Annotated in this window: 19 protein-coding genes; 15 read left to right on the forward strand and 4 right to left on the reverse strand. The window is 53.3% G+C overall.

What is annotated here, in order from left to right; translation table 11 throughout:
* The first annotated feature begins 168 nt into the window (after window positions 1-168).
* The 3 genes from Ga0123461_RS02710 to Ga0123461_RS02720 are packed head-to-tail and all read left to right on the forward strand — an operon-like array spanning window position 169 to window position 3,594.
* Window positions 169-633, forward strand: a complete 465-nt coding sequence (locus Ga0123461_RS02710; RefSeq protein ID WP_100276929.1) for a CBS domain-containing protein — start codon at window positions 169-171, stop codon at window positions 631-633.
* Between the two features lie 5 nt (window positions 634-638).
* A complete protein-coding gene (gene tsaE, locus Ga0123461_RS02715; protein WP_100276930.1) occupies window positions 639-1,067 on the forward strand; it encodes a tRNA (adenosine(37)-N6)-threonylcarbamoyltransferase complex ATPase subunit type 1 TsaE in 429 nt (142 codons plus the stop codon).
* A complete protein-coding gene (locus Ga0123461_RS02720; RefSeq protein ID WP_157819198.1) occupies window positions 1,045-3,594 on the forward strand; it encodes a DUF748 domain-containing protein in 2,550 nt (849 codons plus the stop codon). Before tsaE ends, Ga0123461_RS02720 begins: the two co-directional genes overlap by 23 nt.
* Window positions 3,595-3,609: 15 nt before the next feature.
* On the opposite strand, the gene Ga0123461_RS02725 is transcribed toward Ga0123461_RS02720, so the two are convergent.
* Window positions 3,610-4,776 carry a PilT/PilU family type 4a pilus ATPase gene (locus Ga0123461_RS02725; protein ID WP_100276932.1) on the reverse strand — a complete coding sequence of 389 codons (1,167 nt, stop codon included), beginning with the start codon at window positions 4,774-4,776 and terminating at the stop codon, window positions 3,610-3,612.
* Window positions 4,777-4,917: 141 nt separating this feature from the next.
* Between Ga0123461_RS02725 and Ga0123461_RS02730 the strand changes: the two genes are divergently transcribed.
* Window positions 4,918-5,472 (forward strand): shikimate kinase, encoded by a 555-nt coding sequence (locus Ga0123461_RS02730; RefSeq protein ID WP_100276933.1) that lies wholly within the window; start codon window positions 4,918-4,920, stop codon window positions 5,470-5,472.
* A 34-nt stretch (window positions 5,473-5,506) separates the two neighbouring features.
* On the opposite strand, the gene Ga0123461_RS02735 is transcribed toward Ga0123461_RS02730, so the two are convergent.
* From Ga0123461_RS02735 to Ga0123461_RS02745, 3 genes are all read right to left on the reverse strand, one after another.
* Window positions 5,507-5,770, reverse strand: a complete 264-nt coding sequence (locus tag Ga0123461_RS02735; RefSeq protein ID WP_100276934.1) for an HP0495 family protein — start codon at window positions 5,768-5,770, stop codon at window positions 5,507-5,509.
* A gap of 18 nt (window positions 5,771-5,788) precedes the next feature.
* Window positions 5,789-6,769, reverse strand: coding sequence for a DUF3616 domain-containing protein (locus Ga0123461_RS02740; RefSeq protein WP_100276935.1), 981 nt, complete (start codon window positions 6,767-6,769; stop codon window positions 5,789-5,791).
* Window positions 6,770-6,873: 104 nt separating this feature from the next.
* Window positions 6,874-7,371 carry an EF-hand domain-containing protein gene (locus tag Ga0123461_RS02745; protein ID WP_100276936.1) on the reverse strand — a complete coding sequence of 166 codons (498 nt, stop codon included), beginning with the start codon at window positions 7,369-7,371 and terminating at the stop codon, window positions 6,874-6,876.
* A gap of 217 nt (window positions 7,372-7,588) precedes the next feature.
* Between Ga0123461_RS02745 and rsxA the strand changes: the two genes are divergently transcribed.
* The 11 genes from rsxA (at window position 7,589) to Ga0123461_RS02800 (ending at window position 15,643) form a co-directional block, all read left to right on the forward strand.
* Window positions 7,589-8,170, forward strand: coding sequence for an electron transport complex subunit RsxA (gene rsxA, locus Ga0123461_RS02750; protein ID WP_100276937.1), 582 nt, complete (start codon window positions 7,589-7,591; stop codon window positions 8,168-8,170).
* Window positions 8,171-8,176: 6 nt separating this feature from the next.
* A complete protein-coding gene (rsxB, locus tag Ga0123461_RS02755; protein WP_100276938.1) occupies window positions 8,177-8,761 on the forward strand; it encodes an electron transport complex subunit RsxB in 585 nt (194 codons plus the stop codon).
* Window positions 8,745-10,292, forward strand: a complete 1,548-nt coding sequence (gene rsxC / locus Ga0123461_RS02760) for an electron transport complex subunit RsxC (protein WP_100276939.1) — start codon at window positions 8,745-8,747, stop codon at window positions 10,290-10,292. The genes rsxB and rsxC overlap by 17 nt, the downstream gene beginning before the upstream one ends.
* Complete coding sequence (locus Ga0123461_RS02765) at window positions 10,292-11,359, forward strand: RnfABCDGE type electron transport complex subunit D (RefSeq protein ID WP_100276940.1); 1,068 nt, start codon at window positions 10,292-10,294, stop codon at window positions 11,357-11,359. The genes rsxC and Ga0123461_RS02765 overlap by 1 nt, the downstream gene beginning before the upstream one ends.
* Window positions 11,356-12,006: an RnfABCDGE type electron transport complex subunit G gene (locus Ga0123461_RS02770; protein ID WP_100276941.1), complete on the forward strand. Its 651-nt coding sequence runs from the start codon at window positions 11,356-11,358 to the stop codon at window positions 12,004-12,006. The genes Ga0123461_RS02765 and Ga0123461_RS02770 overlap by 4 nt, the downstream gene beginning before the upstream one ends.
* Complete coding sequence (gene rsxE / locus Ga0123461_RS02775; protein ID WP_100276942.1) at window positions 11,999-12,646, forward strand: electron transport complex subunit RsxE; 648 nt, start codon at window positions 11,999-12,001, stop codon at window positions 12,644-12,646. Before Ga0123461_RS02770 ends, rsxE begins: the two co-directional genes overlap by 8 nt.
* Complete coding sequence (locus Ga0123461_RS02780; RefSeq protein WP_100276943.1) at window positions 12,643-12,828, forward strand: hypothetical protein; 186 nt, start codon at window positions 12,643-12,645, stop codon at window positions 12,826-12,828. The genes rsxE and Ga0123461_RS02780 overlap by 4 nt, the downstream gene beginning before the upstream one ends.
* Window positions 12,828-13,166, forward strand: a complete 339-nt coding sequence (locus tag Ga0123461_RS02785) for a phenylpyruvate tautomerase MIF-related protein (protein WP_100276944.1) — start codon at window positions 12,828-12,830, stop codon at window positions 13,164-13,166. The genes Ga0123461_RS02780 and Ga0123461_RS02785 overlap by 1 nt, the downstream gene beginning before the upstream one ends.
* On the forward strand, window positions 13,167-13,715 hold the full coding sequence (def, locus tag Ga0123461_RS02790) for a peptide deformylase (protein WP_100276945.1): 549 nt from the start codon (window positions 13,167-13,169) through the stop codon (window positions 13,713-13,715).
* 102 nt (window positions 13,716-13,817) lie between these two features.
* Window positions 13,818-14,750, forward strand: a complete 933-nt coding sequence (gene fmt / locus Ga0123461_RS02795) for a methionyl-tRNA formyltransferase (RefSeq protein ID WP_100276946.1) — start codon at window positions 13,818-13,820, stop codon at window positions 14,748-14,750.
* Window positions 14,751-14,800: 50 nt separating this feature from the next.
* Window positions 14,801-15,643 (forward strand): alpha/beta hydrolase, encoded by an 843-nt coding sequence (locus tag Ga0123461_RS02800; protein WP_100276947.1) that lies wholly within the window; start codon window positions 14,801-14,803, stop codon window positions 15,641-15,643.
* The last annotated feature ends 21 nt before the right edge of the window (window positions 15,644-15,664 follow it).

Genomic DNA, 15,664 nt, shown 5'->3' on the forward strand with positions numbered 1-15,664 from the left:
CATTATCATTGAAATATTCTGATTCGCCATTGCACCATTTGGAGCAGCACCCGTTGCTCCAAATGGCTTGCCCTTGCCGGGTTCAGAAGATAAATATCGCTTTATAAGCCGTACTGCAGTTTAATCATGGCACGATCCGGTCTATAATAAGGCTATCAGGAGAATGCCATGCCTAATTCGAAAGTTCTTGCTCGCGATATCATGAATGCCAATCCCCCTTATTGTCAGTTGGACAGTTCTATAGATGAGATAGCCAGGCGTTTTGCCGAGGAAGATCTGAGCGGCATGCTGGTTGTCGATGATGACAAGCGGTTGCTCGGTGTGATTACAGAAAGTGACCTGATTGATCAGCAGAAAAACCTGCATCTGCCGACCGCTGTAGCCCTGTTCGACATGGTGATCCCAATGGGGGAGTCACAGTTTGAGGAGGAGCTTTCCCGCATGCAGGCTATGACAGCCGAGGATCTGGTGAATGCCGATGTAACGACCGTGGCTGTCGATACCGACCTGAATAGGGTTGCCTCACTTATGGCAGATCAGCAGATACATCACCTGCCTGTGCTGGATGGAGAATCGGTAGTCGGGATGATCTGTAAACACGATGTCATCAAGGCGCTTGTCAGCGCCAGGTAATACGCTTGAAAATCGCCTGTAACAGTGAAGCGGAAACCGTTGCGGTTGCGCAACGGTTTGCCGCCACCCTCAAACCGGGAGATGTGGTGGCGCTTTTCGGGGATCTTGGTGCGGGTAAAAGTTTTTTCTCACGTGCGGTGATGCGTGCGCTGGGCGTAACAGATGCAGCACTACCGAGCCCCACCTTTGCCATTATCCAGGAGTATGAGGCAGCCAGCTGCCGGGTCGCACATATGGATTGGTACCGACTTGAAGATGCCGATGAGATCGAGATGTTGGGTGTACGCGATTATTTCCAGCCGCCATGGGTCACCCTGATCGAATGGCCTGAACGGGCGAAACATGCACTGCCGAATGAGGTGGTTCGGGTATCGTTCAGAACGACAGGTATCGAATCAAGGGAGGTTGAGTTTGGAAACAGTACCTTCGACTAATACAGATAACGCTCTGCCTGAACCCAAAATAAGAAGAGTCCGGCGCAGGTTTATTGTCCTTTATCTGTTGGTAGCGCTGGTCTCAGTGCTACTGACGATGTTGCCACTGATCGTACATCAGGTCGCAACCTCCTGGTTGGAAGATCACGGTGTAAAAGAGGCGCGCATCGAGAATATCGACATCAATGTTTTTGTCGGAGCCATTGTGATCGAGGGGCTGCGTGCAGGAGAGGGTTTAAAAGTTGATCGACTGGGGCTCGTGATCGACTGGTGGCCACTGACGAGAAACCATCTGCATGTTGCCGACCTGAATATTACTGGCTCTACCATTCACCTGCAGCAGAATGAGATTGGCGCATGGCAGCTGGGTGAGCTCAGTATTCCTGCCGCTGCACCGGAGGAGCCGGCTGCCAAGAGCACTGCGACTGAGCCCTGGTATGCAGTTATCGATAAACTAACGCTCGAAGATGTGACAGTGAAGGTTAACGGCAAACAGTTCGCACTGACCCTGCCGGTCAAACAGTTAGAGCTGCACCTCTCTGCTCCAGAGAAGGGGAAGGAAGATCAGGTGTTAGCCAAGAGCCTGCAGGCTGGCAATGTGTACTTCTCCGGTTTCGGTTACAAAGCAGGATTACAGGCGATCGATTTTTCAGGCGAACTCTCTTTTGCTGCAACAGCTGATGACATCATTGAATCACTGGTAGTGAGCCATGGCGCGCTTGGGCTCAGAGGTATTGGGCTGACGGATGAGAAGGGCAAACAGCTTCTCTCACTCTCTGATTTTAACCTTAGCGGCTTTAGTGCCGAGCAGCTGAAAAAGTTGGTGATTTCAGGCATATCGCTGGAGCAACTCGCTGTTGAGCCTGCGCTCACCGGAACTGCCCGTTTGTCCCTGGGGGCTATGCATGCAGGTGGGATTTCAGCCACGCTTGAAGCAGACAGAACGCCCGCAACGATCACGCTTGGAGATTTGAAACTGAGAAGGTTCGATGTTGTGCAGGAGCCGGGCTCGACTGCTGCAGAGCAGATCTCATTTGGCTCACTGCATACAAGTGGGCTGGTCACGAAATTCGGTGCCACCTCAGCGCCGGAATCAGTCAAGCTGGCCTTGATGGAGCTTCGGGAGTTGGCCATCCGCCAGCAGAAAGGGGCAGAACCTCTCGGGGCGATTGATCTGATTGCGTTAAAACAGTTTGCCATGCAAGGCAGCGATCGTGGCGCGTTTGAGTCGCTGAAGCTGCAGCAGGTCTCGCTGCCCTCAACGGGTAAGCGGGCGCTCGGTTCGATCGGTTCAATGACGGCCTCGAAAGCTGAATTTGATGGCGAGAATGGATATCGATTGCAGTTACTTGAGTTTGATCGGATGCAGATCGACCTGTTGAAACGGAAAAACGGGAAAATGGCCGTGCTGGATGAGCTGGAAAGTAAACCATCTGCGGTGAAACCAGCGGCTGCCAAACAAGCAGCTAAAGCAGGAGCTGCGAAAAAGGATCCGGTGGTGATCATTGAACGGGTGCAGGTGAATGCCGGAAGTTATATCAATTTCAGGGATGAGTCTGTTTCGCCTGCGATGGATACACGCCTGACTGTCAGCCGGTTAACTTTTTCACCGCTGGACCTCTCAGGGAAACGCAGTGGCAGGCTTGATCTAAGAACCAGAGTTGGTAAAGCGGGTCGCCTGAATGTGGGCGGAAAAATTAACCCCTCCGAACGCAGGTTTCAAACAGATTTGAAGGTTTCGCTGAAAAGCTTCGATATGCCTCGCCTGACTGGTTATCTAGAAGGTGATTTCGGCAAGACCATCGATACTGGCCAGCTCTCGATTGAGAGTGAAATAGGCATTAATAAGAGTAAAATTGATGCAAAGAACAAGCTGATGATACGAAAGCTTACGCTGGGCAACTCCGACAAGAAGGGTGAAATGGCGGAGGGGATGGGTATGCCGGTTGATATGGCGCTGGATATGCTGCGTGATGACCGCGGTGATATCGAGATGGATGTGCCGATAACTGGTGACTTAAATGACCCCAATATCAATATAAATGATGCGATTAACAAGGCACTTGCTTCTGCGCTCTCTGCCGGCGCGATGACCTATGCGACGATGCTTCTGCAGCCCTACGGAGCCATTATTATGGCTGCCAATATGGCCGGTGATGCGATGACGAGCGCATCCAGGCCAAAGCTCACACCGATCTATTTCGTGCCGATGGAGATATCCCTGAGTGCAGAGATGAACGACTATGTTGGCAAGATCGGCGAGCTGTTGAAGAGTAAGAATTTGCGTTTGCAGCTCTGCGGTTTTGCAACGCGTTCCGAGGGTGCACAGATTGCTGAAAAGCGCAAAGCACTGTCTGCTGATGATATTAATGCCAAGCTCCTTGAAATGGCTGAGGCACGTTCAGATTTGGTGATGAACATGCTGTTGGGCAAGGGGATTGATTCGGAGCGGTTGTTCAACTGCCGGGCACAGATTGATGATAAAGTGAAACAAGCGCAGCCCCGGGTTGATCTGCTTCTCGATTAACAGCGGCCTATGGAATTAGATAGATAGTTCGATCCCGTCGTCATCATCTCTGGAGCCCTTCTGTAAAATCTCATCGACGCCTGCTTTTCCACCATCACCCTTGGAGTCGTCAATATTTTTCATTTTCATTTTCAGGCGCAGGTTATTGGCTGAGTCGGCGTTTCTGAGCGCCTCGATCTCGGAAATGGTGCCATCCTGCCAGAGTTGAAACAGTGCCTGGTCAAAGGTGTGCATGCCGTGCTGCTCGCCGCCCTCCATCGCCTCTTTGATGGTGCTGATATCTCCCTTGAGGATCAGGTCGGCAATGCGCGGGGTATTGATCAGAACCTCAATGGCTGCAACACGACTACCGCCGGCGGTTTTAACCAGTCGTTGCGAAAGAATGGCACGCAGGTTCATGGCAAGGTTCATGTAGACCTGTTGATGCTGCTCCTCAGGGAAGAAGTTAATGATGCGCTCCAGTGCCTGATTGGAGTTATTGGCATGCAGTGTAGCCATGGCGAGGTGACCGGTCTCGGCAAAGGCGATGGCGTGCTCCATGGTGTCACGTTCGCGAATTTCACCGAGCAGAATGACGTCGGGCGCCTGTCGCAGGGTGTTTTTCAGGGCGGCCTGAAATGAGACGGTATCGGAGCCGACCTCGCGCTGGGTGACGAAGCACTTTTTATGTTGATGCATGAACTCGACCGGATCCTCAATGGTGATGATATGGCCTGCCTGATTCGTGTTGCGCCAGTCCACCATGGCAGCTAGCGAGGTTGACTTACCTGAACCTGTGGCTCCAACCATCAGAACCAGTCCGCGCTTGGTCATGGAGATATCCTTGAATACATCGGGAAGATTGAGTTCATCGATGGTGGGAATGTCGGTGGTAATCTGGCGGATCACCATGCCCACTGTGCCACGTTGGCGATAGATATTGACGCGGAACCGCCCTAGTCCCGGATAGGCAGAGGAGAGGTTCATCTCCATGTTTGAGGAGAAGTCCGCCTTCTGTTTCTCGCTCATCAGTTCACCTGCGAGACGCTCAACGGTAACCGGGTCAAGTTGCATTTCACCGAGCCTGTGGATTGTGCCGTTAATGCGATAACCCGGAGGGGTTCCTGCCATCAGGTAGAGGTCGGAGGCGCTTTTATCCACCATGACCTTTAACAGCTGGCGAATCGAGATATTTTCGGTCATGTTGTCTTCCCCGGTAGAAAGGTTTCAACCCAATTATAGAGGTAAATCGCCTCTCATCAAACTGCATGATATCCTGTCGCAGGATTATTGAATCTGATATATGATTTTGCGCGAGTATGATGGTGTTTAAAAGGAAGGGGAATGGTCAAATTAATCGATAAACAGTCGCATATATATCCGATTCTTATCGGTCTGATGGGGTCTGGGAAAACCAGTATCGGAAAGCTCCTCTCCAAAGAACTTGGCGTGCCATTTGTCGATCTGGATCACTATATCGTTGATAAGGCGGGTAAAACCATCCCTGAAATCTTTGCTGAACAGGGCGAGGAGGGGTTTCGCGAGATTGAGCGTGAAGCACTGCGCGAGGTGATCGGCAAACCCGTGGTCTTATCAACCGGTGGCGGAGCTGTCATGCGTGAGGAGAACAGAGTTCTGTTAGAGGCTCACGCTCCGGTCATCTGGTTGAAGTCATCCCTTGAATTTCTCGCTGGTCGCATCGATGGCGACCCAAACCGCCCCATGATTGCCGGCCGCGATACATTGAAAACCCTGCAGGAGCTGGCAGAGATTCGCTATCCCTATTACACACAGTGCGCCGACTATATTTTACATCGCGGAAAGATGAATAAAGCTGCATCGCTACAGGCGGTTCTTGAGTATCTGAGACAGTGGCAGCATGAGCATGCATATGATTGATTGCCTCTCAGGTGATGAGACTTTTAGCGTAGCCTTATAACATCATCCTGACTTCAGGGTGTGCATGCACTGCCCTGTAGATTTCATCAATCTGGGCCTTGCTCTGGGCAGAGAATGTGATTGTGACCGAAAGGTACTTCCCTGTTTTGCTTGGTCTGGATTTGACCGCGGCCTCTCCGAGCTGAGGAATATGGCGGCGGACAATCATGACAATCTCATTTTCAAAGTTAGCGCTGTTATTTCCCATTACCTTGATCGGGAACTGGCAGGGGAACTCCAGAAGGGTATCTTCATTCATGGTGCCGGACTCTAGCGCTCATCTGTTGATTGTGTAGCGCCGGGGGGCGCCGCCCTTGATGCCATCAAACATAATGATGATGTTGTAAAACAGATCTGTTGCGCCTTCCACGGCAATTGCCTCTGCTCTACCGCCAGCAGGCGGCCTGATCCCTGAGATCAATTTCAACGTCCCATTACGGCTTCCGGGCAAGGTGTCGAGACCATTCCAGTGGTAGAGGCGATACTCATTCGGTAGTTCTACAACAGGGCCTGCAAGCAGGATGAAGCCGTCAGGGACACTCACCATACCCCGAATGCCAAGCCCTCCAAGATTGAGGTAGAGCAGTCGATAGCTCTTTTCGGGGTTGTCGAAATCCAGCTGCATAACCGCTACGAAGCCGCCTCGAAGCACAGGGCCCCGGAAACCGAGGTAGAGCTGTCCGTTTTTTGCTGCGATAGCTTCGATATCGACGCCGTTCTCCTTGGATGGGATGGCGGAAAAAGGGGCGAGAATGGGGTCGTTGCTTATGATCTTGGCGAGAGAGATCTGTTTGCGTTCGGTCACGTTGTTCATGCTATCCAGTGTTAATCGAAAGAGTTGCTTGCGCCCCGGTTCCATTTTAATCGTAGCCAGCCGATTCAGGTTCTTTTTGTACTCTGTTTCAGGCTTGATTTGTTTTCTGGCCAGTGCGTGTGAGCCGTTTACGTAGATGCGGTTTTCCTCGACAGCAAGTCCCTCGATATCGAGTTCGCGCCCATGTTCCTTGTCACCCCTGTAGACGAGTATGTTGCTGCTGACGCGGTAGTTGTCACCTTCGCGCTTAAGCAGCTGGATGTAATTTTCATTTTTGTCATGACCAACAGCTTCATCGGCACCGATCACAAGAATATCGCCCAGAAAAGCGGCTGCACTGATATCGTGCTCAGCATGAATTGCGCCGTGCAGGTTGATCTCATCAAATGCCATGGCCGGGGGGGCGAACAGCAACAGGGATAAAAGGTAGGATGCGACTCTCATTGGTAACAGCCTAGTTGCCCCGTTCAGGCAGGCAAGAAAAACGGGCCGCCGATCCTGCTATCAATCACAGACGGAAGGGCGACCCGTGGGTTTAACAAACGCGCCTATTTCTTGTCGGAGAACTTGCACTCTTTCTTTTTGCCATAACGTGCCTGTTTTGCGGCGGCATACTCCTCTTTGCTCAGTGTACCATCTTTATTGGTGTCTGCTGCTGTAAATGAGTCGTCTATGCGTTTGGCTTTGCGCAGATCACTGTCCGCATCGGTCAGGAAACCATCACCGTTGGCATCAAGGTACTCAAACTTCTTCTTCATGCGGTCATTGTGTGCAGCGGTGAACTCTTTCAGAGAGACCTTGCCGTCTTTGTTGCTGTCCAGGTTAGCCGTGCCTTTGCCACAATCATGCTTGCCGAGAGGGCAGTTTTTGTGGTTTTCGCAATCCTTGTGGCCAAGCGGACAGGCAGCTTTGCTGTCACATTTATGGGCGCCCAGCGGGCAGTCGGCATGAGGACCACCTTGCCCGTGATGACCATGGCCGGCCAGTGCTGCGGTGGGCAGCGATAGAGCTGCTACAGCAAAAATTGACAATAGAATGCGCTTCATAATTCCTCCAGATGGTGTTGTGAAATAATCAGGTGCGACGATAGAAGAGAGAAGGTTAATGTTCAATGAAGCATGCAATGCCTCTTAATATTGCTCCCTGAACATAGAATCCTTCCCAAGTTTGGTGATTAACCGGGCTTAAATGACTCGAATTCGGTAAAAGTGTGGGTTTTATGCGGTGTACGCAGATGGCGCATCCCCCTATACTCCCGCGCCTATGACTGAAATTGCACTGATTCTGCTCTCGGCTGTACTGGTGAATAACTATGTGCTGACCAAGTTCCTTGGTATCTGCCCGTTTCTTGGCACCTCAGGTAAGGTGGAGACTGCCGTAGGCATGTCCTTTGCCGTGATGTTCGTGATGACGCTGGCATCGACCGCCTCATGGCTGGTGCAGAAGTATGTGCTGGTCCCACTTGATCTCGAATACCTGCAGACCATCTTCTTTATCCTGATCATCGCCTCGCTGGTGCAGTTTATTGAGATGATGATCCACAAAACCAGCCCGGTTCTCTATCAGGGTCTGGGCATCTTCCTGCCGTTGATTACCACCAACTGTGCAGTGCTCGGTGTGGCGATCCTTAATGTTCAGCAGGAGCAGACCTTTCTGACCTCCGCGCTCTATGGCTTTGGTGCAGCCCTTGGCTTTGCACTGGTGCTGATCCTCTTTTCCGGCATTCGCGAGCGTATCGAGATTGCGCCGGTTCCCAAGCTGTTCAAAGGTTCACCGCTGGCGCTGATTACCGCCGGCATGATGAGCCTGGCATTTATGGGCTTCTCTGGCCTCGTGAAGATTTAAGTTTCGATGACACAGCTATTGTATGCACTGCTCAGTCTGGGCGCGTTTGCTCTGCTGGCCGGAATTGTTCTGGCCGTGGCGCAGAAAGTTTTCCATGTCGAGGGCGATCCGATGGTCGACAAGGTCGATGCGCTACTGCCGCAGACCCAGTGTGGTCAGTGCGGTTATCCCGGCTGCAAACCCTATGCTGAGGCAGTGTCCAGCGGTGCGGCTGATGTGAACCACTGTGTTCCCGGTGGTGAGCGTACCATGCTGGCCATCGCCGACCTGATGGGCGTGGAGCCCAAGGATCTCGAGCAGGAGGCGAGCGCGCCAATGACCGCTTTTGTACGCGAGGATGAGTGCATAGGTTGCACACTCTGCATCAAGGCCTGTCCAGTTGATGCGATTGTCGGTGCGCCGAAGCAGTATCACACCGTGATTTCCGATCACTGCACCGGCTGCACACTCTGTATTGAGCCCTGCCCGGTGGATTGCATTGATATGTTGATGAAACCTGAGTTGATTGAACACTGGTCCTGGCCGCTGCCGGACACCACCCGTGCACAACTGGGTCACGAAAGGCGGGACACCCATGCCGGCCATGCTTAGAAAACTTGCCCAGAGACTCGGTATGCTGCAGCACAGCTTTGCTGGTGGTGTGCATCCCGAGATGTTTAAGGTGACAGCCGGCTTGCCGATTGAGGTGGCTCCGATTGCGCCTGTTCATATTCTGCCGATGAAACAGCATATCGGCGAGGCCTGCTCGCCACTGGTGAAGGTTGGAGACCGGGTGCTGCGTGGCCAGAAGATCGCCAAATCAGAAGGCTATCTCTCCGTACCGGTACATGCGCCGACCTCAGGGCGCGTGGTGAGGATCGAAGAGCATGCAATTCCGCACCCATCGGGTATGGGACTGCCATGTATTTTTGTTGAATCTGATGGTCTGGATGAGGTGGATGAGAGCCTTGAGCCAATGGCCGACTGGCGTGAAATTAACCCCGCCATTCTGCGGGAGAGAGTCCGTATGTGTGGCCTTGCCGGCCTTGGCGGTGCGGTATTCCCGACCTTTATCAAGCTGATTCAGGATAAGCGCTTTCCTATTGAAACACTGGTTCTCAATGGTATCGAGTGTGAGCCCTGGCTGACCAACGATCATCGAATGATGCTCGAGAACCCCGATGATATTTTAAGTGGCATGGCGATTGTCATGCATATGGTGGGTGCAAAATCCGGCATCATCGCGATTGAGGACAACAAACCTGATGCAGCTACTGCTATGCGCGAGGCTCTCTCCAGAGCCTCGGACATGGAGAACGTGCGAGTTGTTGTGCTGCCGACCCGTTATCCGCAGGGCAGTGAAAAGCAGCTGATCTATTCGCTGACCGGCAAAGAGGTGGCGGCTGGGCGGCTGCCGATGCATATCGGCGTTGTCTGTCAGAACGTGGGTACCAGCAAGGCTGTTCACGATGCTGTGATGCTGGGGCGCACACTTACCGAGAGGCTTGTTACCGTCAGTGGTGATGCCTGTGACAACCCGGCCACCATGTCAGTACGCCTGGGTATGCCGGTACGCACACTTTTTGCCCAGCGTGGGCTGGATGACCTCAGTGGTCTGCACCTGCTGCATGGTGGCCCGATGATGGGTGAACGGTTGAAGAACGTTGATGTGCCGGTGATTAAATCGACCACCGGACTCCTGGCGATGTCGAATGCAACGATGCAGCAGGCGCATACCGAAGAGCAGCCCTGTATTCGCTGCGGCCACTGCAGTGAGGCGTGCCCGGTTCATCTGGTGCCAAACCTGCTGGCTGATGCCTGTCGCAGTGATCAGTTCGACAAGGCTGAAAACTACCATCTTTTTGACTGTATTGAGTGCGGCAGCTGCTCTTATGTCTGCCCATCCAATATTCCGCTGGTTCACTATTTCCGCTACGGCAAAGGGCAGATCGCCCAGACCCGACGCGAACAGATCTTCGCTGAGGCATCGCGCAAACGTTCGGAGGCGCGTGATGCGCGTATCGAGGCGGAAAAGGCTGAGAAGGCTGCGCGTCGATCAAGGGTGCGGCAGGAACATGCACCTGTGAAAACAGGTGAAACAGTGGAACCAGAAGCAAAAGATGCAACACAGGAGAAGAGCTGATGCCGGTGATGCTTAGTCCGCCGCATGCCCATGGCGGCGATTCAATCCGCATGACCATGCTGACGGTCATCCTGGCGCTGCTTCCTGCGACGGCGATCAGTGTCTACCTGTTCGGCTGGCTGGCGGTTCTGCTGATTGTTACATGCATGGGTACGGCACTGTTAACCGAAGCGCTCTGTCTGAAATGGATGAAGCGCCCACTCTCTACGTTGCTTGATAATTCAGCCGCGCTTACCGGCCTCTTCCTGGCACTTACGCTGCCTGCAGCGGTACCGTGGTGGATGGCGGTGCTCGCCTCTGTCTTTGCTATTGTGCTTGGCAAGCAGATCTATGGTGGCCTGGGCTATAACATCTTCAATCCGGCACTCTCGGCACGCATTATCCTGCTGATCTCATTTCCGCTGCATATGACAACGTGGATTATGCCGATGTCAGCTGTAGAGCCTGCGCTGAACCTCTACGACTTCTCGCTCTGCCTCAGCTTTTTCCTAGTAGGTCCCGATGCGCTGAAGGTTGGCTTTGATGCCATATCAATGGCCTCTCCGCTGGGTTATGTGAAGACCGAAGCGACTCTCGGCGTTCCTGTGAGTGAGGCGCTTAATGCTTACAACTACAGTTACCTGAACGCTTTCCTCGGGTTTGAGGCAGGAAGTATCGGTGAAACCAGTGCACTGGCGCTGTTGATTGGCGGCATCTTTCTGCTCGCACGCCACACCATCACCTGGCATATCCCATTCTCCTATATTGCCACAGTACTGCTTTTGGCGGGGCTGTTTAATGCGCTTTATCCCGAGCAGTTTACGCCGCCGCTGTTTCATCTATTCGCTGGTGGCCTGATTCTCTGTGCCTTTTTCATGGCTACCGATCCGGTCTCTTCGCCTGTGACGCCGCTCGGCCAGATTGTTTTCGGTATCGGTTGCGGTGTGCTGACCTGGAGCATTCGCAGCTTTGGTGGCTATCCGGAAGGTGCGATGTTTGCCGTGCTGCTGATGAACTGCGCCGTGCCACTGATCGACCACTACTTCAGGCCACGCGTTTACGGTTACAAAAGTGGGGGCAGATCATGATGTTTGATCGTGATCAGGGGCGCATGGTGCTGGCGATTTTTGTCGTGGCTCTGCTGGCTGCGGCGATTGTGGGGCTGACAGATATCTTCACCCGCGAACCGATCGCCAGAGCTCAAAAAGAGGCGCTGCACAAGGCGCTGGTGCAGGTGCTTCCCAAGCATGCCAATGATGCGCAGGCTGATCTTCTTATGATTGGTGATGCGACCATCTATCCCGGCAAGGATGCACTTGGCAATGTGCGTGGTTTTGCTTGGGAGGTCATCGCGCCCGATGGCTATTCAGGTTCAATCCGTACCCTGGTTGGTGTGCGGCCGGATGGGGAGATCCATGCGGTTCGTGTCACCAATCATCTTGAAACCCCCGGTCTGGGTGATGGCATTGTTAGGAATCACGCCTGGTTACAGAGTTTTGCAGGGCGAATGCTGGAGGGAACCCGCTGGAAGGTGAAAAAAGATGGCGGTGACTTCGATCAGTTCACCGGTGCTACGATTACGCCGCGGGCGGTTGTGAAGGCGGTTAAGGGTGCGCTGGAGTTTTACAACAGCCATCGACAGGCTATTCTAGATGCAGTGGATGAGCAGAATGCCAAACCACGCGGAGCTGAAGTGTCGGGGCATGGGATGAAGCTGGAGACGAAGATTGACTAAATCGGAAGTATTTTACGACGGGTTCTGGCACAACAATACCATCTTTGCCCAGTTGCTCGGCATGTGTCCGCTACTCGGTGTGACCACGTCGGCGGAGAACGGTTTCTGGATGGGGGCAGCCACGCTGCTGGTGCTGCTGGGCTCCAATCTGGTGGTATCTCTGGTGCGCGACATGATCCCGAAGAATGTGCGTATCCCCGCCTATATTACGATCATCGCAGCCTTTGTGACGGTGGTGGGGATGGCGATGAATGCCTGGATGCACGAGATGTATCTGATACTTGGCCTGTTTATCCCGTTGATTGTGGTGAACTGTGCGATTCTTGGGCGCGCCGAGGCATTTGCCAGCAAGAATTCAGTCTCCGATTCGGTTGTGGATGCGCTGGCTGTCAGTGCAGGTTTTACCTTTGCGCTGGTTGTGCTCGGTGGTGTGCGTGAACTGTTAGGGCAGGGCGAGCTGTTTGGCTTTGTTATCTTCGGCGACTCGTATCCGGATGTGCTGATGTTTATCCTGCCACCGGGAGCGTTTATCGCACTGGGCTTTATCCTGGCTGGTGTAAACCTTATCAATCACAAGCTTAAACAGCGGGCAGAAGCGTCGGTGGCAGTGGCTACTGCAGAAACTGCGGAGGCAAAATGAGCGGATTAACCTTTTGGCTGATTGTACTGGCGGTCGGCATTTTTCTCTGGTGGCTTGCCTATGTTGCAACAGCCCAGATGCGCGTGGGCAAGAACCTGGAGCGCGAAGAACAGGCACGCAGGAACCTTGAGATGCATGCCAAAAAGCTGGCTGAAGAGGCTGCCGAAAAAGAGGAGAGCTGATGCCCTATCTTCATATTCATACCAATGTGACAGTTGAAAACCCTGCTGGTTTTCTGGCTCACTTCTCCCACGCTATTGCGGTAACGCTGGAGAAGCCGGAGTCCTATGTGATGGTTGAGCTCTCCGACCGGCGTTTGATGTCCTTTGCCGGTTCAGATTTGCCGCTGGCTTTTATTGAGCTTAAAAGCATTGGCCTTTCGCCCGCTGACACAGCGCACGTATCGGCCAAGCTTTCAAAGCTGATTCATCAGCAACTGGATATCGATATGTCGCGCATCTACATTGAGTTCGAGTCGCCGGATCGTGATATGTTCGGCTGGAAAGGTGGTACATTTTAAGTGGCTGTTCGAGAAATCCTGATCCATCCCGATGATCGTCTGCGTGAGATTGCCGAGCCAGTCGAATTTCCACTCACTGATGAGGTGAAGCAGGTTATCCGGGATATGGCCGAAACCATGTACGACGCCCCAGGCGTCGGCCTTGCCGCCACACAGGTTGGCGTGGCATTAAAAATAGCTGTTACCGATACCGTCTGGCGCAAGGAAGAGGTGCATCACGATAGTGATGAGCCGGGTGGCAGACGGGAGCTGAATGTGTGGATCAATCCCGAGTTCACATGGAAGTCTGATGAGATGGCTTCATGGGAAGAGGGGTGCCTCTCCGTTCCGGAGGTCTATGGTGATGTATCACGCCCAGCTGCCGTAACCCTGCGCTGGCAGGATATGGACGGGACGACGCATGAGAAAGATTTCGAAGGCTTTGAAGCTGTGGCACTGCAGCACGAGTTCGATCACCTGATAGGTAAACTCTTTATCGATTACCTCTCCCCACTCAAGCGTACGATGATCACCAAGAAGATGAAAAAGCTGTATAAGCAAGGAAATTAAAGCAATGGGTATTGCTTTAATTTCCGCGATAGTCAAAACGAACAAATTAATGGCTGTTAGTTCAATTTCCGCGATAGTGAAAAAGGACAATAGGTTTATCTGATGCGCGTAGTGTTTGCCGGAACCCCCGGCTTTTCTGTTCCCTGTCTTCAGGCATTGATCGAGGCCGAAGGCATCGAGGTGGTTGGCGTGGTATCGCAGCCGGATCGCAAGGCAGGGCGTGGCATGAAGCTAACCCCGTCGCCTGTGAAGCAGGCGGCACTGGATGCCGGGATCGACGTCATTACCCCTGAGCGATTGCGCAATAATGATGAAGTACTTCTCTGGCTGCATGATAAAGCGCCCGACCTACTGGTCGTGGTCGCTTTCGGCATGATTCTTCCCAAATCGTGGCTCGATGCTGCGTCTATTGCTCCGATCAATGTGCACGCCTCGCTTCTGCCTCGCTGGCGCGGGGCAGCACCGATCGAGCGCAGCCTTCTGGCTGGCGATAGTGAAACAGGTGTTTGCATCATGCAGATGGAGGAGGGGCTTGATACCGGTGGTATCTATGCCTGTAAAACCCTGCCAATCACCGACAATACGACCGGTTCAGACCTTTGGTTTGCACTCTCCCCACTTGGGGCGGAACTGTTGATCGATACACTCCCGAAGATTGCGGCAGGGCTGACGCCTGAACCGCAGCCCGAAGCTGGTATTACCTACGCCCAGAAGATCAGCAATGAAGAGCGCATCCTCGACTGGTCGCTCACTGCTGCTTCCATCGACAGGCTGGTACGCTGTTTCTCACCGCGCCCTGGCGTGCGCACACAGGTAACAGGCAAGTGGCTGAAGGTTATTGCCGGTAGTGTCACTGCGGGATCGCACAAGCTTGAACCCGGCCAGATTGTTGCTACGGCTGGTGGCCTTGATGTCGCCTGTGGCGAGGGTTCGATCTATCGCATTTCAGAGCTGCAGCCGGAAGGTAAAAAAGCGATGCCGGCAGCCGACTTCCTGCGCGGCGCACAACTGCAAACAGGTGATTCCCTCTCCTGATCAGCGTCGGGGCGGATACCAAAGCCCCCCGTTTGCGCTATGCTTGATCCATGTTTGTTCTCAAACGAGCGTTTCTGATAATGCTCCTCAGCTTTGCAGGGGCATCGGGCTATATGGCGCTGTTTGAAGATAACTATATCTATTTCCCCGCCCGGGAGGTCAGCAGCACACCTGCTTATTTTGGCATGCAGTTTGAAGAGCTGCATGTTACTACGACCGACGGCATTACTTTGCATGGCTGGTATATGCCGGTTCCCTCCTCCCGATTCACCGTCCTCCACTTGCATGGCAATGCGGGCAATATCAGCCACAGGTTATCGCTTTACAGGCAGTGGCAGGCAATGGGCCTTTCTGTCTATGCCATCGATTACCGCGGCTATGGAAAGAGTGAGGGTGAACCGGGTGAGGCAGGTCTCTATGCGGATGCTCGCGCTGCCTGGCGCGATGCAACGACTCGCCTGGGGTTGAAGCCGGAATCGGTGATCATCGCAGGGCGAAGCCTTGGCGCTGCCGTGGCAGCAAAGCTTGCCCGTGAAGTAAAGGCAGCAGGTCTTGCGCTGGAGACGCCGTTTTCCAATATCCCCGACATGGCATCGTTTCACTACCCGTGGCTGCCACTGCGCTGGCTGGCAAAAAGCCGCTTTGATGCGATGGAGTCGGTGAAGGATGTATATCTTCCGCTGCTACTGATTGCTGCGCGTGATGATTCGATTGCGCCAGCGTGGATGGCTGAGAAGGTTTTTGCTGCAGCGAATGAGCCGAAGAAAAAGGTGGAACTTGCCGGCGGCCATAATGATTTCGATCACTACTCCTTCATGGCATATGCCGTGGCGTGGCGTGAATGGATTGGAACTCTCGGTACGGGTGGGGCTGGGGATATTCCGCGTCTCTGAAGCGGGCTAGGCCTGCCATTG

Source organism: Mariprofundus aestuarium (assembly GCF_002795805.1).
GTDB classification, from domain to species: Bacteria; Pseudomonadota; Zetaproteobacteria; order Mariprofundales; family Mariprofundaceae; genus Mariprofundus; species Mariprofundus aestuarium.

Excerpts from the sequence above, each read along its gene's own strand:
- Ga0123461_RS02710 (WP_100276929.1), top strand. The coding sequence starts at position 169 with ATGCCTAATTCGAAAGTTCTTGCTCGCGATATCATGAATGCCAATCCC.
- Ga0123461_RS02730 (WP_100276933.1), top strand. The coding sequence starts at position 4,918 with ATGGTCAAATTAATCGATAAACAGTCGCATATATATCCGATTCTTATC.
- Ga0123461_RS02735 (WP_100276934.1), bottom strand. The coding sequence starts at position 5,770 with ATGAATGAAGATACCCTTCTGGAGTTCCCCTGCCAGTTCCCGATCAAG.
- Ga0123461_RS02740 (WP_100276935.1), bottom strand. The coding sequence starts at position 6,769 with ATGAGAGTCGCATCCTACCTTTTATCCCTGTTGCTGTTCGCCCCCCCG.
- rsxC (WP_100276939.1), top strand. The coding sequence starts at position 8,745 with ATGCCGGCCATGCTTAGAAAACTTGCCCAGAGACTCGGTATGCTGCAG.
- Ga0123461_RS02780 (WP_100276943.1), top strand. The coding sequence starts at position 12,643 with ATGAGCGGATTAACCTTTTGGCTGATTGTACTGGCGGTCGGCATTTTT.
- rsxA (WP_100276937.1), top strand. The coding sequence starts at position 7,589 with ATGACTGAAATTGCACTGATTCTGCTCTCGGCTGTACTGGTGAATAAC.
- fmt (WP_100276946.1), top strand. The coding sequence starts at position 13,818 with ATGCGCGTAGTGTTTGCCGGAACCCCCGGCTTTTCTGTTCCCTGTCTT.
- Ga0123461_RS02745 (WP_100276936.1), bottom strand. The coding sequence starts at position 7,371 with ATGAAGCGCATTCTATTGTCAATTTTTGCTGTAGCAGCTCTATCGCTG.
- Ga0123461_RS02785 (WP_100276944.1), top strand. The coding sequence starts at position 12,828 with ATGCCCTATCTTCATATTCATACCAATGTGACAGTTGAAAACCCTGCT.
- Ga0123461_RS02800 (WP_100276947.1), top strand. The coding sequence starts at position 14,801 with ATGTTTGTTCTCAAACGAGCGTTTCTGATAATGCTCCTCAGCTTTGCA.
- Ga0123461_RS02770 (WP_100276941.1), top strand. The coding sequence starts at position 11,356 with ATGATGTTTGATCGTGATCAGGGGCGCATGGTGCTGGCGATTTTTGTC.
- rsxB (WP_100276938.1), top strand. The coding sequence starts at position 8,177 with ATGACACAGCTATTGTATGCACTGCTCAGTCTGGGCGCGTTTGCTCTG.
- Ga0123461_RS02765 (WP_100276940.1), top strand. The coding sequence starts at position 10,292 with ATGCCGGTGATGCTTAGTCCGCCGCATGCCCATGGCGGCGATTCAATC.
- Ga0123461_RS02725 (WP_100276932.1), bottom strand. The coding sequence starts at position 4,776 with ATGACCGAAAATATCTCGATTCGCCAGCTGTTAAAGGTCATGGTGGAT.